Origin of the sequence: Kribbella sp. NPDC056861 (assembly GCF_040687575.1) — a bacterium.
Taxonomy (GTDB): Bacteria; Actinomycetota; Actinomycetes; order Propionibacteriales; family Kribbellaceae; genus Kribbella.
On sequence record NZ_JBFBNQ010000005.1, the window covers coordinates 409,210 to 423,196 of the forward strand.

The following is a 13,987-nucleotide window of genomic DNA, read 5'->3' on the forward strand; positions in this document are numbered from 1 at the left end:
AGACGGGCTGACGGGCTGACGGGCTGACGGGCTGACGGGCTGACGGGCTGACGGGCTGACGGGCTGACGGGCTGACGGGCTGACGGGCTGACGGGCAAAGGTAGCGCCGCGTCGCTCGTCAGTTGGCTGCGGACACATCGCAGTACGGAGATGTGTGGATGGCAGAGCCGTACGCGAAACGTGGAGGAGCAACCGCAGTACCGCCTGGCGCGGCCGACCGGGTTCCGGGAAATCTGCCCCCGTACTGCGATGCACAGCGGGCGCATCCGAGGCAGGCGACGCATGGCTAGTCATCCTGGCTGTGGCTCGCAGTACGGCGATACAAGATACGTACAGGCTGCGCCGCAGCACTGCGATGGGTGGCAGGCGTGGATGGCAACGCAGTACTCGCGGGTGACACGGCAGTATTCAACCGATAGACGGGCAGCGGTACGGCGTTGTGCGGCCGGCTCAGATCTCGGCGTAGTACGGCGATGCGCTCAAGACGGAGCGGAGATCACACGGCTGGGTGGCGATTGCGAAGTGGCGACGCAGTACTGCGTCGCCACGCAGGCGCAGATGCATCCGCAGTACGACGGCACAGGAACACGTATCGGCCGCCTTACGGCGTCACGTGGTCAGCGCAAGTGGGTCGTGCAGCAGTCGACCGGTCGGTCGATGCCGATGGCGCGCAGTACGGCGTGGTCTGCGCAGTACGGCGTTGAGTGATCTACGTGGATGGAGCTCGAGCAATTGGCTAACTTGCCGGCGTGGATGTCGCGGTATGGCGTTGTGGTGAGCGCGGAAGGGGGCAGGCCGCGCACGCCCAGGTGATAGGTGCCGATGAAGTGCGTGCGGCGTCGGGCGGGGGGTAGCGCGGGTTGCAGGTGTCACCAAGCCCAGACGCAGGTGTGGCGGACTTAGGTGCGGAACGGCCGGGTGCGATCCGGGCGGTGGGCTGGCCGCGAGCAGTTGGCAGGCGCGAAGGCGCAGTACAGCCGTTGCGTGGCGAGTGCGATGGCGTAGTACTGCCGTTGCGTGGCAAGCGTGGTGGCGCAGTACGGCGTTGTTCGGTGGACGTGGGTAGTGGGCGCACTACAACCTCGTATGGAATGCGTGGCTGGGCGGGGTACGCGGCTAGGTGGCAGAGGTGGATGACGACGCGGTACTGCGTAGCTCGGCGTGGGAGGATCGCGACGCAGTACGGCGTTCGTTTGGCTTGAGCGGCTGGGTAGACGGCTGCGTGGTGGACAGTGGCGCGGTACTGCATGCCTGATCCCCGCATGAGCTCCCGCCGCCGCAGCCCGGCAGGGTGGGTGGCGGCGGTATGGCCGTTAGGTGGCCGGAGCGGAAGTCGACGCGGTAGGCCGTCGTGTGGTGGAGGTGGATGCGGCGGACGCAGCGGGGGCCGCTGGGGCGACGGAGGCGACGGAGCCGACAGTTTCCGACGGCGAGCCGGGGTTCGTTGGACTGGTGACGGGACGCGGATCTGGCAGGGCTGGTCTGTAGAGATGCGTCGGCGTGGCTATGTAGAACGCCAGCAGATGGATCCCCGCTGTTTGGCAGGTGTGCTGGGCAGCCTGGAGCCAGGCTTGGTCGGAGGTTGGGTCGTGGGTGGGGCGGCCCAGGGCTAGGAGTAGGGCGCCGTCGGGGCGGAGTTGTAGGGCTGGGATGAGTGGGGCGAGGGCTTTGGCGCACGACTTGGGTGAGGTGAGGGGGGCGTTTTCGGGGAGGTCGAGGTGGATGGCGGCCAGGAAGCGGGCTTGGGCGTCGCAGAGTAGGGCTGAGAGGACGCCGTGGCGGCGGTCGCCTACCGAGACGTAGAGGTCTACGACGTTGGTGGCGAGGGTGGGGTCGGTGAGTGGGAGCTGGAGCCAGTTCGGGGGGAGGTCGGTGAAGGTCATACCTAGAATGTGCCGTTGCCAGACGGGCTATTTGAGGTTGTCCACAGGGCAGTTTGGAGTTGGGCCACGAAGCCGGACAGCTGGATAATTGGCCCAGATGATTGAGGCGGAAGTGGATCTGACTGGTGGGCCGGTGGGCTCATAGGCTCTACGTATCGAGAGCCAAGGGAGACTGAGATGACCACCACCAACACCACCACCAGCACCGCGAAGTTCCTGCCGCCGGCGGGTACTGCTCGCAATCTGGCGTTCGCGCAGCTGGCCAACTCGGTGGGTGATGGCGCGTTCATCGTCACCTCCGCGCTCTTCTTCACTCGGGTGGTCGGGCTCTCCACCGCGCAGGTCGGGCTGGGGCTCACGATCGCTTGGCTGGTCGGCTTCCTGACCGGGGTTCCGCTGGGCAACCTGGCCGATCGCAAGGGGCCGCGTGGAGTCGCCATTCTGCTGGCGATCGCCACCGCGGTGTCGGTCGGTTCGTTTCTCTTTGTTCGCAGCTTCCCGCTCTTCCTGATCGCCGCGATCGCCTACGCGAGTAGCCAGACCGGGCTCACCGCCGCGAGGCAGGCTCTGCTTGCCGGGCTGGTGCAGCCGGCCGAGCGCACTCGCATTCGCGCCTTTCTCCAGGCAACGGTCAACGCTGGTCTCGCCGTCGGCGCCGCGTTGGGCGGACTCGCCCTCAAGTTCGACACGGCACCGGCGTACCTGACGGTCTTCGCGATCGACGCGGCCAGCTTCCTCGTCGCCGCAGCGCTGATCCACCGGGTCCCCACGGTCAAGGCAGTGACGCTCCGGGTCGCCGGTGAGCCGCGGTTGGCCGTACTGCACGATCGCCCGTACGCCGTACTCGCGCTGCTCAACGCGATCATGCTGATGTTCATGCCGCTGCTGAGCCTGGTCGCGCCGCTGTGGATCGTCGAGCGCACCAACGCACCGGGCTGGGTCGTCGCCTCGCTGCTGATCATCAACACCATCGGCGTCACGCTGTTCCAGGTGCGGATCGCTCGCGGCGTCACCAACCTCCGCACGGCGACTCGCTCGGTCCGCTTCGCCGGCGTCGCGATGCTGGCGGCCTGCGGAGTCTTCGCCCTCTCCGCCATCGGGATGACGCCCGCCGTCGCGGCCGGAGTACTGGCTGTCGCTGCGGCGCTGCTGACCTTCGGCGAGATGAAGCTGGCCTCCGGTGCCTGGGAGATCAGCTTCGGCCTGGCGCCTGCGGACAAGCAGGGGCAGTACCAGGGCTTCTTCGGTACCGGTCCGGCAGTGGCCCGGATGCTCGGCCCGGCGCTGCTGACCACGCTGGTACTGGGCTGGGGCCCGGTTGGCTGGATGATCGTCGGAGCGCTGTTCCTGGGGACCAGTGTGGTGACTGGTCCCGCCGTACGATGGGCAGCACGGACTCGGTCCACCGGCCTGGCGATCGAGCCGTCGCTGGCAGAGGAGCGCGCCGCCTGATGGACATCACCGGACTGGTCGAGATCACCTCCGAAGAAGAGCTGCGCGAAGTGGTTCCGGCGCCGAACCAGACCGTCGTCGACAAGGTGCGCAAGGACCTCCACGAGCTCGACAAGGAATGGCTCGCCCAGTCCCAGTTCTGCCTGGTCGCCACCTCCGCCGCTGACGGCAGCTGCGACGTCTCCCCCAAGGGCGACCCGGCCGGATTCACCAAGGTGCTGGACGACAACACGATCGCGATCCCCGAGCGGGCCGGCAACCGGCGCATCGACGGCTTCCTGAACATCGTCAGCAACCCGCAGGTCGGCCTGATCTACCTGATCCCGGGCCGCGGCGAGACGCTCCGGATCAACGGCCGGGCCCGGATCATCAAGGAAGCGCCGTTCTTCGACGACATGATCGTGAAGGGCAACCGGCCGCAGCTGGCGTTGCTGGTCGAGATCGACGAGATCTTCCACCACTGCTCGAAGGCGTTCCTGCGTTCGCAGATCTGGAAGCCGGAGACCTGGAACCCGGAGGCGATGCCGAGCCGGGCTCAGATCGCCAAGGCGCTCGATCGCCGGGATGCCGACCTGGCCGAGCTGGAGAAGTACTACGGGACCAGCTACGAAGAAGGCATCTACAACGTCAAGTACTGAGCCCGCCGGGCGATCGCCTGTACTGCGTGCGCCGGGTGATCGCCGTACCGCGCAGGGAGCAGTACGACGTACTCCGTGGCGACGATGACACCTGGCCGTCCGGGCCTCTACGGTTCGTAGGGTGACTACCAGTGAGCCGACGGCCGGCACCCGCTTGAGGCGGTTGGCGTTGCCCGCTGTCATCTCGGTGATCGCCGTGTTCGGGTCGTTCGGCTCGTCCAACAACCAGGAGGGGCGGCGGCACGGCGACTGGTTGATGGTCGTGCTGGTGCTGATCGGCTCGGTAGCGCTCTACTGGTTGCGCAGCCACCCGATCCCGGTGCTGTGGGCAACAGTCGGCTCGACGCTCGTGTACATGCTGATGCTGTACGGCTATGGGCCGGTGATCTTCAGCTTCATCATCGCTGTCTTCACAGTGATCCGGACCGGGCATCGACTGGCTGGGTGGGCCGGCATTGTTGCCCTGTACGCCGGGCACGTGCTGGGGAGGCTAGTGCTCGGCATCAACGAGCAGGGCGTCTACCAGGTGCTGCTGGTCGGCACCTGCTTCGTAGTACTGGGTTTCACGGCCGAGCTGTTCCGGGGGCACAGGGAGCGGGTGATGGCGGCCGCCAAGACCCGGCAGGAGGCGGAGCTGCGGCAGGCCGGCGAGGAGCGGCTGCGGATTGCGCAGGAGTTGCACGACGTAGTGGCGCACCACATCTCGCTGATCAATGTGCAGGCGTCTACTGCCCTGCATCTGGTCGACAGGCAACCGGAGCAGGCCGGCCCGGCGCTGGCTGCGATCAAGGACGCCAGCAAGGAGGCACTGGTCGAGCTGCGCTCCATTGTCGGCGTACTGCGTCAGTCGGACGAGTCGGCGCCTCGGCAGCCGATCGCTGGGCTGGAGCGGCTGGACCAGTTGATCAGCCGGACGTCGATGGCCGGGCTGGAGGTGCATGCGGTCGTGCATGGTGAGCCGCGGGCGCTGCCGACCGGGTTGGATCGGGCGGCCTTCCGGATCGTCCAGGAGTCGCTGACCAACGTCGTACGGCATGCGTCGGCTTCGTCAGCGACTGTGCGGATCCAGTACGGCGAGGAGTCGCTGGTGGTGCAGGTGGATGACGACGGGACCTCGCTGGCGGGGGCACCTGTTGAGGGGAACGGAATTGTTGGCATGCGGGAGCGGGCGACGTCTTTGGGTGGGACGTTGACCGCTACCCGCACTCCTGCCGGAAGCCTCAGAGTTACCGCAACTCTTCCTCTTTAGTTACCCGGTAGACGGACGTGGCCCGGGTTCAGCTCGGCGACTGTGGCTACGCCTAGGAGGGCCATGGTGCGGCGGACTTCTGCGGTGAGGATCTCGGTGGCGCGGGTGACGCCGCGTTGGCCGCCGGCCATCAGGCCGTAGAGGTAGGCGCGGCCCACCAGGCAGGCGTCGGCGCCCAGAGCCAGGGCGGCGACGATGTCGGCACCGCTCATGATGCCTGTGTCCAGGTAGATCTCGGCGTCGGTGCCGATCGCCTTGCGGACCTCGGGGAGGATGCGGAGCGGGGTGGGCGCCCGGTCGAGTTGGCGGCCGCCGTGGTTGGACAGGACGATCGCGTCGGCGCCGGCGTCGACCACCCGGCGGGCGTCGTCGACGGTTTGGATGCCCTTGATGATGAGCGGGCCGTCCCAGATCGAGCGGAGCCAGGTGAGGTCGTCGATGGTCATCGTCGGGTCGAACAGCTGGTTCAGCAGGTCGGCGACCGTGCCCTGCCAGCTGGACAGCGACGCGAAGGTCAGGGGGCGGGTGGTGAGCAGGTTGGCCCACCAAGCCGGGTGCATGGAGGCGTCGAGGACTGTCTTGACCGTCAGCGACGGCGGGATCGTGAAGCCGTTGCGGACGTCACGCAGGCGCGCGCCGGCAACCGGTACGTCGACGGTCAGCATCAGCGCTTCGTACCCGGCGGCGGCCGAGCGCTTGACCAGGTCCTCGCCTGCTTCGCGGTCCTTCCAGACGTAGAGCTGGAACCACTTGCGCGCGTCCGGCGCCGCGGCGGCGACGTCCTCGATGGACGTGGTGCCCATCGTGGAGAGCGCGTACGGGATGCCGACGTCCTGCGCGACCTTGACCACGGCGCTCTCACCCTCGTGGTTCATCATCCGGGTGAAGCCGGTCGGCGCGAACGCGAACGGCAGCTCCGAGCGCTTGCCGAGGATCGTCGTACCGAGGTCGATGTCGGAGACGTTGCGCAGGATCGACGGCTGCAGCTCCATCTCGGCGAACAGCTGCCGGGCCCGGCCCAGGCTGATCTCGGACTCCGCGGCGCCGTCGGTGTAGTCGAAGACCGAACGCGGCGTACGGCGCTTGGCGATCGCGCGCAGGTCGGCGATCGTGAGCGCCTTCTCCAGCCGGCGGTCGGTCGAGTTCAGGGTGACCGGCTTGGGCCGCAGCAGGGGCTTGAGCTCGGACCAGCGGGGTATCTGGCGTTCCGTCATCGGGCGTCCCTCGGCAGGTGAACTGTGTGGTCGGACCACAGCATAGTCTGTGGTCCGACCACAGGGCTACACTCGCGTCTGTGACGAACAGGCCTGTGAAGAACTACGAGCTGGTTTTGAGCTGGGTCGAGGCGGAGCTCGCGGCCGGGCGGTTGCGGCTCGGCGGGCGATTGCCGGGAGAGCGCTCACTGGCGGAGCAGCTCGGGATCAGCAGGCCGTCGGTGCGGGAAGCCGTGCGGGTGCTGGAGGCGATGGGGATCGTCCGGACGTCGACCGGGTCGGGGCCGGAGGCGGGCGCGGTGATCGTTGCCGAGCCGGCGGCGCCGTTGACGGCGTTGCTGCGGTTGCATCTGGCTACTGATCATCTGCCGATGGGTGACATCGTGCAGACGCGGGTGCTGCTGGAGTCGTGGACGGCGCGGGAGGCTGCGCGCCAGGTGGGCGGCGGGGGTGGTGCCGCCGGGGGTTCGGGGCACGGCGCGGGCGGCACTGATGCCGCGGACGGCGCTGGTGGAGTGCCTGGTGGCGACTTGGTGGTGGCTGATGAGCTGCTTGACCGGATGGATGATCCGGGGCTTACCCCGGAGGAGTTTCATCTGCTGGATGCGGAGTTCCATGTCGCGCTATCGGCATTGGCGGGGAATGTGCTCATCGCGGCGGTGATGTCCTCGCTGCGTACTGCGATTCACGGGTATGTGCTGGCCGCAGTACCGAATCTGGCGGATTGGGATGCGACGGCGGTGGGGTTGCGGGCCGAGCATCGGGCGATCGTGGGGGCGATTCGGGCGGGTGCGGGTGATGACGCGGCGGCGTTGATCACCGCTCATATCGAGGGGTTCTATCGGGCGGCTCAGCTGCGTTAGGGGCGGGCTGTTCCGCCGATGAAGGGGATCTTGAGCAGGCCTGGGGCGGTATAGCGGTCGAGGGCGACGTCGCTGAAGGCTGCGTGGATCGCGGGGGCGATGTCGCGGCTGGGGTCGCAGCCGCGGTCGACGATGCGGTTGATCGGGGCGATCAGGCGTTGCATACGGAGGAGAGCGCTCCCCGGTGGTGCTGCTACGTGTTCGAGGAAGACGAGGCGGCCGCCGGGTTTCAGGACGCGGCGGATCTCGGCCAGTGCTTCGGTGAGGTCGTCGACGGAGCAGAGGACGGCTGTGGACAACACGGCGTCGAAACTTGCTGAAGGCAACGGAATTGCTTCGGCCCGGCCGGCGACGACCTGATGTTCGCGCCCGGCTGCGGCGGCGCGGGTGAGAGCGCGGCGGGTTCGGGCGTGGGGCTCGAGGCCGGTCCAGGCTACGTCGGCCGGGAGCAGAGCGAGATTGGCGCCTTTGCCGGCGCCGATCTCCAGGACCTTGCCGGACAGAGTGGAGATCAGCGTGCGTTTGCAGGCTTGGTAGCCGGGCCATTCATTCACTAGGGCCTCCTTGGTGAGGCGGTGGTGCGGCGGAGACCGAGGATCACGACGGTACCGACCAGGAGGTGCAAGGAGGCCAGGCCGAGTTTCGCGCCGGTGCCGATGCCGCTGGTTAGTGGGCTGCCTAGGGAGAGAGTGCAGCAGATCAGGGCGGTGATGGTCCAGGCCTTGCGGGCGGCGGTGGTGTTGCGTTCGAGGATGGCTAGGAGGGCCCAACCGCCCAGGGACATGGCCAGGGAGGCGATCAGGACCGAGACGGCTCCGATGTGGATCGTGCCGCCTTGTTCGGCTGTCAGGTCGACGTCGAAGGCCTGGGTGAGGACGGTCCACCAGATCAGGGCCGCGACGGTGGTGAGGGCTGCGACTGCGAGTCGGTTGCGGGTCATGGGGCAAGACTCGGAGAGAGCGCGATCTCGGCGCATCGGCCGGGTGGCTGGGCTGCCCTGGCCGCAAGTCTGCGCGGTACAGACTTTGGTCGGTGGTGGTGACTGGCCGCCCGGCCTAGTCTCAGCGGCATGGAAGAGATCTGCAGCAGGTCGCGGCCGAGCCGCTCGGCGAACGTGATCGCTGTGTGCGCCGTCGGAGCACTCTCGGCCCTGACGATCTTCGGCCGGCACTCGAACGGTCTCCAGACCGGCTGGCTGCTGCTCGACATCGCCGTCGCGATCGTTGCCTGCGGCCTCATCCCGGTACTGTCCCGCCATCCGGTCATCGGCGCGCTGGCGCAAGCCGCACTGACAGCGCTCTCCCCCGCCGCCACCCCACCGTCAACAGTTGGCACCCTGACCGTCGCTCAGCGTTGGCCACTCAAGACAGCCGCTCTCGTCGCCTTGGCGGGAGTGGCCGGGCATCTCATCCAGGGCCTCTGGCGACCGATCCAAGGCCTCGACCTGCTCTGGTACTTCGTGCTCGACGTCGCGGTGCACGCCGCGCTGCTCGGCTGGGGTCAGTGGGTCCAAGCACGCCAGCAACTGCTCAGCTCGCTGCGAGAACGCGCTCTCCGAGCCGAGAACGAGCAAGGCCGCCGAGTCGCCGAGGCCCGCACACTCGAGCGCACCAAGATGGCACGCGAGATGCACGACGTACTGGCGCACCGGTTGTCCCTGCTCGCGACGTACGCCGGTGCGCTCGAGTACCGGCCGGATTCCTCGCCGGAGAAGCTCGCCCAGGCGGCCGGCGTGATCCGGACCGGCGTCCATCAGGCGCTGGAGGAGTTGCGCGAGGTGATCAGCGTGCTGCGCGACACCGAGATCGACGAACTCCCCGGCGGCCGACCGCAACCCACCTTCGGCGACCTGGCCGGACTCGTTGCCGAATCGCGCGACGCCGGCACCGAGATCCGGTACACAGAATCCGTCGCCGCGCCAGAGTCGTTGCCTCCAGCAACCGGGCGGACGGCGTACCGGGTCGTGCAGGAAGGTCTCACCAACGCTCGCAAGCACGCCGCCGGGCTTCCCGTGACCCTGGTCGTCGACGGCAAACCAGGCGATTCACTGCGGATCGAACTGACCAACCCCAGCACAGACGAAGCTCAGCGCACAGGCGTACCGCTGACGCCCGGCAGCGGGACCGGACTGGTCGGACTGACCGAGCGCGTCCACCTGGCCGGCGGCACACTCGACCACGGACGGGCGGCCGATGGGCGGTTCCGGCTGCAAGCCTCGCTACCGTGGCCTGCATGAGCGAGACGATCCGGGTGCTGGTGGTGGACGACGACGCGTTGGTGCGGGCGAGTCTGGAGATGATGCTGGACGGCGCGAACGGCATCGCGGTGGTGGCTCAAGCGGCTGATGGTGACGAGGTACCGGCGGCGATCGACGCGCACTTCCCCGATCTGGTGCTGATGGATCTGCGGATGCCGCGCGTCGACGGGATCGTCGCGACCCGACGGCTGCGGGCGCGGAAGAACCCGCCTGAGGTGGTCGTGCTCACCACCTTCGACACCGATGAGAACGTGCTGCACGCGTTGCGCGCCGGGGCGAGTGGCTTCCTGCTGAAGGACACTCCGCCCGCGCAGATCGTCGAGGCCGTACGCCGGGTCGCGGCGGGTGACCCGATCCTGTCGCCCGCGATCACCCGTCGCCTGATGGACCAAGCGGCGACGCAGGCCGACGCCCATACCCAAGCCCAGGAAGCGCTCTCGCGCTTGTCACCGCGGGAGTACGACGTGATGATCGCGGTCGCGGGCGGCAAGGCGAACGCGGAGATCGCGGCCGAGCTGTTCATGAGCGTGGCGACGGTGAAGGCGCACATCTCGCACATCTTGAGCAAGTTGGAGCTCGGCAACCGCACCCAGATCGCGCTCCTCGCGCATGACGCAGGCCTTGCCTGACCGGGCGATGCTCTAGCGTGGCCGCATGATCCGGGTACTGCTGGCCGACGACCAGGCGCTGGTACGCGCCGGGTTCCGCTCCCTGCTGAACGCCGAGGACGACATCACCGTGATCGGCGAGGTCGCCGACGGGGCCGCGGCGCTGGAGCTGGCGCGCGCCGAGAAGCCGGACGTCGTGCTGATGGACATCCGGATGCCGGGGATGGACGGGCTCGAGGCAACCAAGTTGATCGGCGCCGATGAAGCGCTCTCCGACGTGCACGTGGTGATCCTGACGACCTTCGACCTGGACGAGTACGTCTTCGAAGCACTGCGGGTCGGCGCGAGCGGGTTCCTGGTCAAGGACACCGAGCCGGTCGAGCTGCTGCAGGCGGTTCGGGTGGTCGCTCGCGGCGACGCGCTGCTCTCCCCCGGCGTCACCCGGCGGCTGGTGGCCGAGTTCGCGAGCAGGAGCCGGCAACCACACGCCAGCAGGGAGCTCGACGTGCTGACCGAGCGCGAACGCGAGATCGTCGCTCTGGTCGGCGAAGGCCTGTCCAACGACGAGATCGCCCAACGGCTCGTGCTGAGCCCGGCCACGGCGAAGACGCATGTCAGCCGCGCGATGGTGAAGCTCGGCGTTCGCGATCGCGCTCAGTTAGTTGTGCTCGCGTACCAAACCGGTCTCGTCCGGCCGGGCTGGCTCGGCTGATCTACTCCCCCGGCGGTAGTCGGGGTCACTCCCGGTGGGCGACGCGCTGACCGGGTCACGACCGGCACTGTCGAGGTATGAACTCAACCGCTGCTCCGCTGGTCGAGGTTTCGGGCCTGACCAAACGCTACGGCGACACCTTGGCAGTCGACGGTGTCGATCTGACCGTGCTGCCCGGGGAGGTGTACGGCTTCCTCGGGCCGAACGGCGCCGGCAAGACCACCACGCTGCGCATCCTGACCGGTCTGATCCGGCCGACCAGCGGCACGGTCCGCGTCCTCGGCGGTACGCCGGGCCAGTCGCGGGTGCTGGCCAGGATCGGGTCGATGATCGAGTCGCCCGCCTTCTACCCGTACCTGTCCGGCCTCGACAACCTGCGCCTACTGGCCGAGTACGCCGAAGTGCCGCGCACGCGCATCCACGAGGTACTCGCCCTGGTGGATCTCGCCGACCGGGCGCGCGACCGATTCTCGACGTACTCGTTGGGCATGAAGCAGCGACTCGGGGTCGCGGCGGCGCTGCTCAAGGATCCCGAGCTGGTGATCCTGGACGAACCCACGAACGGGCTCGACCCGGCCGGGATGCGCGACATGCGGCGCCTCATCCGCGAGCTCGGCGCCGACGGCCGCACCGTCTTGCTGTCCAGTCATCTGCTCGGTGAGGTGCAGCAGATCTGCGACCGGGTCGGCATCATCAGCGAGGGCAGGATGGTCGCCGAGCACACCGTCGACGAGCTGCGCACCGAGCAGGAGCTCGTGATCCGCGCGGCGCCCCGAGAGAGCGCTCGCTCGGTCCTCACCGACCTGCTCGGCGCCACCGCCGTCCACCTGTACGACGACACGCTGCGGGTCAAGGTCGCGCCCGACCGGGCCGCCGAGGTGAACCGGCTGCTGGTCGAGTCCGGGATCGCGGTCTCCGAGCTGCACGGCACCGAACGCGCCCTGGAGGACGTGTTCTTCGAACTCACCACCAGCAAGGAGAAGACCGATGTCGGGTAGCTACCGCGCGGAGCTGCTCAAGCTCCGCAAACGCTCCGCCGTCTGGGTGCTGTTCGGCGCCGGACTCGTGCTGAGCCTGACCTTCGGCTACCTGTTGCCCTACCTGGGCTACGTGACCGGCGACGGCAGCCAGCAGACCGACGGCATCCCCCGCTCCGAGGTACTGCGTGGCGTCCTGCCCGAACGTGTGCTGGACAACACGATCGGCGGCTTCCCGGTCTTCGCGGGAGCGCTCGCTCTGGTGCTCGGCGCGATCGTGGTCGGCGGCGAGTACACCTGGGGAACGCTGAAGACGATCCTCACCCAGCGTCCTGGCCGCGGCGCCCTGCTCGGCGGTCAGCTGCTCGGTCTGCTCACGCTGCTGGCCGTCTGGGTGCTCGGCATCTTCGCGGCCTGCGCCCTCTGCAGCATCGGAATCGCTGCAGCCGAAGGCGCTCCGATGGACTGGCCGGGTCCGCTCAAGCTGCTGGAAGGGCTCGCGGGCGGCTGGCTCGTCCTGACCCTGTGGTGTCTGGCCGGCGCGGCCCTGGCTGTTGCCTTCCGCAACGTTGCGCTGCCGATCGGGCTCGGTGTGGTCTGGATCCTCGGGATCGAGGCGCTGCTGGCCGGGGTGGTCGGCAGCCTGCTCCCCGATCTCGAGTTCCTGTCCGACGCGATGCCGGGCGCCAACGCGGGCGCGCTGGTGTTCAGCGTGACCGGGATGAGTACGGCGGACGCGCCTCCCGGCGTACGGGACGCGGTGTCAGGAGATCGCGCTCTCCTGACCCTGCTCGGCTACGCCGCCGTCTTCGTCATCGTCGCGGTGGCGACAACCCGCCGGCGCGACGTCAGCTGAGGCTGCGGCCGGCGTGCCTGAGGCACAGCTCGCAGAACATCGCGTTGGCCCAGGAGAACCACTCCCGGGTGTAGTTCGCCGGATCGTCGGTGTGGAACGACTCGTGCATCTGCCCGGTACCGCCGGTGGTGTCGCGCAGCAGTTCCAGCAGCTGCTGCCGCTCGTCCGCCGAGGTACTGGTCAGCCCCTGCACAGCCAGCGCGATCGGCCAGATGTGGTCCGGCGGCGTGTGCGGGCTGCCGATCCCCGCGCCGTGGCTTCCGCTGTAGTAGTACGGGTTCTCGGGGCTGAGCAGGAGCGAACGAGTGGCCAGGTACGTCGGGTCGTCGGGCGACGCGAACCCGGTCATCGGCGCTGACAGCAGGCTCGGCATGTTCGCGTCGTCCATCAGCAACCGCTCCCCTGCGCCGTCCACCTCGTAGGCGTAGACCCGGCCGAGCGACGGGTGGTCGACCGTCCCGAAGCGGGCGATGCCCTCGTCGATCCCGACTTTCAGCGTCTTGGCCCGCTCACCGAGGGCCGGGTCACCGAGCACCTCGCTCGCGATCGCCTCCAGATAGCCGAGCACCACCGAGGCGAACATGTTGCCGGGCACGTTGAACCCGTGCTCGGTGGCGTCGTCGCTGGGCCGGAAAGCGCTCCACGACATGCCGGTCGGCCGGGTCGGCTGCCCGAGCCCGTCGCGGATCAGCGAGTCACTCGGCCGGTCGTCGGGCCGCACGAACCGGTACGGCGAATTGGCCTCGTGGTCGACCTCGGTCTCCAGCACGTCGAGCGCCGCGGCCGCCGCCACCCGGAAGCGGTCGTCGATCACGTCGTCGCGACCGGTGATCCGCCACAACCGGTAGGCCAGCTCGATCGGGTAGCACAGCGAGTCGATCTCGTACTTGCGCTCCCACACCCACGGCGACATCTCGGTCAGGTCGGTGGTGTGCCCCGCGCCGTTCGCCTCCCGGTTGAAGGCGTTCGCGTACGGGTCGATCGCGATGTACTCGAGCTGCCGGTGCAGGACACCGATCAGCACGTCCTGCAAGGCCGGGTCGTCGGCACACAGCACCAGGTAGGGCCGCAACTGGGCAGCGGAGTCACGTAGCCACATCGCCGGGATGTCACCGGTCAGCACGAACGTCGTACCGTCCGGCAGCCGCTCCGCGACGGCGGGCAGGTTCTCCGCCATCGACCGGTGGAACATGTCCGCGATCACCTGGTCGCCGGTGGCCTGGCGTACCTCCTCGGTCGCGCGGGCCAGAACCTCGGGATCGATACCGGTCATCAGGA

General features: G+C 68.3%; 15 protein-coding genes. 10 read left to right on the forward strand and 5 right to left on the reverse strand.

Translation table 11 applies throughout. From position 1 onward, the window contains the following. The first annotated feature begins 1,129 nt into the window (after positions 1-1,129). Positions 1,130-1,255, forward strand: a complete 126-nt coding sequence (locus tag AB0P21_RS26165) for a hypothetical protein (protein ID WP_363699823.1) — start codon at positions 1,130-1,132, stop codon at positions 1,253-1,255. A 58-nt stretch (positions 1,256-1,313) separates the two neighbouring features. Here AB0P21_RS26165 and AB0P21_RS26170 read toward each other — a convergent pair whose 3' ends face one another. After that, on the reverse strand, positions 1,314-1,883 hold the full coding sequence (locus tag AB0P21_RS26170; RefSeq protein WP_363699824.1) for a hypothetical protein: 570 nt from the start codon (positions 1,881-1,883) through the stop codon (positions 1,314-1,316). Between the two features lie 177 nt (positions 1,884-2,060). Here AB0P21_RS26170 and AB0P21_RS26175 point away from each other — a divergent pair, with 177 nt between their 5' ends. The 3 genes from AB0P21_RS26175 to AB0P21_RS26185 all read left to right on the forward strand — a co-directional run bounded on the left by AB0P21_RS26175 (position 2,061) and on the right by AB0P21_RS26185 (position 5,222). Beyond that, positions 2,061-3,335 carry an MFS transporter gene (locus tag AB0P21_RS26175; RefSeq protein WP_363699825.1) on the forward strand — a complete coding sequence of 425 codons (1,275 nt, stop codon included), beginning with the start codon at positions 2,061-2,063 and terminating at the stop codon, positions 3,333-3,335. Then, positions 3,335-3,973, forward strand: a complete 639-nt coding sequence (locus tag AB0P21_RS26180; RefSeq protein WP_363699826.1) for a pyridoxamine 5'-phosphate oxidase family protein — start codon at positions 3,335-3,337, stop codon at positions 3,971-3,973. Before AB0P21_RS26175 ends, AB0P21_RS26180 begins: the two co-directional genes overlap by 1 nt. A gap of 121 nt (positions 3,974-4,094) precedes the next feature. Continuing rightward, positions 4,095-5,222, forward strand: a complete 1,128-nt coding sequence (locus AB0P21_RS26185) for a sensor histidine kinase (protein ID WP_363699827.1) — start codon at positions 4,095-4,097, stop codon at positions 5,220-5,222. Here AB0P21_RS26185 and AB0P21_RS26190 read toward each other — a convergent pair. Beyond that, complete coding sequence (locus AB0P21_RS26190) at positions 5,219-6,436, reverse strand: alpha-hydroxy acid oxidase (RefSeq protein ID WP_363699828.1); 1,218 nt, start codon at positions 6,434-6,436, stop codon at positions 5,219-5,221. The genes AB0P21_RS26185 and AB0P21_RS26190 overlap by 4 nt on opposite strands. Positions 6,437-6,516: 80 nt before the next feature. Here AB0P21_RS26190 and AB0P21_RS26195 point away from each other — a divergent pair, with 80 nt between their 5' ends. Continuing rightward, positions 6,517-7,299, forward strand: coding sequence for an FCD domain-containing protein (locus tag AB0P21_RS26195; RefSeq protein ID WP_363699830.1), 783 nt, complete (start codon positions 6,517-6,519; stop codon positions 7,297-7,299). Here the strand turns inward: AB0P21_RS26195 and AB0P21_RS26200 are convergent. Together AB0P21_RS26200 and AB0P21_RS26205 are read right to left on the reverse strand one after the other, a co-directional pair. Further along, on the reverse strand, positions 7,296-7,853 hold the full coding sequence (locus tag AB0P21_RS26200) for a class I SAM-dependent methyltransferase (RefSeq protein ID WP_363699831.1): 558 nt from the start codon (positions 7,851-7,853) through the stop codon (positions 7,296-7,298). The genes AB0P21_RS26195 and AB0P21_RS26200 overlap by 4 nt on opposite strands. Then, on the reverse strand, positions 7,853-8,239 hold the full coding sequence (locus tag AB0P21_RS26205) for a DUF6069 family protein (RefSeq protein ID WP_363699832.1): 387 nt from the start codon (positions 8,237-8,239) through the stop codon (positions 7,853-7,855). The genes AB0P21_RS26200 and AB0P21_RS26205 overlap by 1 nt, the downstream gene beginning before the upstream one ends. 129 nt (positions 8,240-8,368) lie before the next feature. Here AB0P21_RS26205 and AB0P21_RS26210 point away from each other — a divergent pair, with 129 nt between their 5' ends. From AB0P21_RS26210 to AB0P21_RS26230, 5 genes are all read left to right on the forward strand, one after another. Further along, complete coding sequence (locus tag AB0P21_RS26210) at positions 8,369-9,535, forward strand: histidine kinase (RefSeq protein ID WP_363699833.1); 1,167 nt, start codon at positions 8,369-8,371, stop codon at positions 9,533-9,535. Next, positions 9,532-10,185 carry a response regulator transcription factor gene (locus AB0P21_RS26215; RefSeq protein ID WP_363699834.1) on the forward strand — a complete coding sequence of 218 codons (654 nt, stop codon included), beginning with the start codon at positions 9,532-9,534 and terminating at the stop codon, positions 10,183-10,185. The genes AB0P21_RS26210 and AB0P21_RS26215 overlap by 4 nt, the downstream gene beginning before the upstream one ends. Before the next feature lie 25 nt (positions 10,186-10,210). Continuing rightward, the gene (locus tag AB0P21_RS26220) at positions 10,211-10,876 is read left to right on the forward strand and encodes a response regulator transcription factor (RefSeq protein WP_363699835.1); all 666 of its coding nucleotides are present in this window, start codon (positions 10,211-10,213) and stop codon (positions 10,874-10,876) included. Positions 10,877-10,953: 77 nt separating this feature from the next. Then, complete coding sequence (locus tag AB0P21_RS26225; RefSeq protein WP_363699836.1) at positions 10,954-11,874, forward strand: ABC transporter ATP-binding protein; 921 nt, start codon at positions 10,954-10,956, stop codon at positions 11,872-11,874. Beyond that, positions 11,864-12,709 carry an ABC transporter permease subunit gene (locus AB0P21_RS26230; RefSeq protein WP_363699837.1) on the forward strand — a complete coding sequence of 282 codons (846 nt, stop codon included), beginning with the start codon at positions 11,864-11,866 and terminating at the stop codon, positions 12,707-12,709. The genes AB0P21_RS26225 and AB0P21_RS26230 overlap by 11 nt, the downstream gene beginning before the upstream one ends. Here AB0P21_RS26230 and AB0P21_RS26235 read toward each other — a convergent pair. After that, complete coding sequence (locus AB0P21_RS26235) at positions 12,702-13,982, reverse strand: glycoside hydrolase family 125 protein (RefSeq protein WP_363699838.1); 1,281 nt, start codon at positions 13,980-13,982, stop codon at positions 12,702-12,704. The two genes, AB0P21_RS26230 and AB0P21_RS26235, sit on opposite strands and share 8 nt — an antisense overlap. Between the last annotated feature and the right edge of the window lie 5 nt (positions 13,983-13,987).

Excerpts from the sequence above, each read along its gene's own strand:
- AB0P21_RS26220 (WP_363699835.1), top strand. The coding sequence starts at position 10,211 with ATGATCCGGGTACTGCTGGCCGACGACCAGGCGCTGGTACGCGCCGGG.
- AB0P21_RS26215 (WP_363699834.1), top strand. The coding sequence starts at position 9,532 with ATGAGCGAGACGATCCGGGTGCTGGTGGTGGACGACGACGCGTTGGTG.
- AB0P21_RS26205 (WP_363699832.1), bottom strand. The coding sequence starts at position 8,239 with ATGACCCGCAACCGACTCGCAGTCGCAGCCCTCACCACCGTCGCGGCC.
- AB0P21_RS26235 (WP_363699838.1), bottom strand. The coding sequence starts at position 13,982 with ATGACCGGTATCGATCCCGAGGTTCTGGCCCGCGCGACCGAGGAGGTA.
- AB0P21_RS26190 (WP_363699828.1), bottom strand. The coding sequence starts at position 6,436 with ATGACGGAACGCCAGATACCCCGCTGGTCCGAGCTCAAGCCCCTGCTG.
- AB0P21_RS26230 (WP_363699837.1), top strand. The coding sequence starts at position 11,864 with ATGTCGGGTAGCTACCGCGCGGAGCTGCTCAAGCTCCGCAAACGCTCC.
- AB0P21_RS26170 (WP_363699824.1), bottom strand. The coding sequence starts at position 1,883 with ATGACCTTCACCGACCTCCCCCCGAACTGGCTCCAGCTCCCACTCACC.
- AB0P21_RS26210 (WP_363699833.1), top strand. The coding sequence starts at position 8,369 with ATGGAAGAGATCTGCAGCAGGTCGCGGCCGAGCCGCTCGGCGAACGTG.
- AB0P21_RS26175 (WP_363699825.1), top strand. The coding sequence starts at position 2,061 with ATGACCACCACCAACACCACCACCAGCACCGCGAAGTTCCTGCCGCCG.
- AB0P21_RS26180 (WP_363699826.1), top strand. The coding sequence starts at position 3,335 with ATGGACATCACCGGACTGGTCGAGATCACCTCCGAAGAAGAGCTGCGC.
- AB0P21_RS26225 (WP_363699836.1), top strand. The coding sequence starts at position 10,954 with ATGAACTCAACCGCTGCTCCGCTGGTCGAGGTTTCGGGCCTGACCAAA.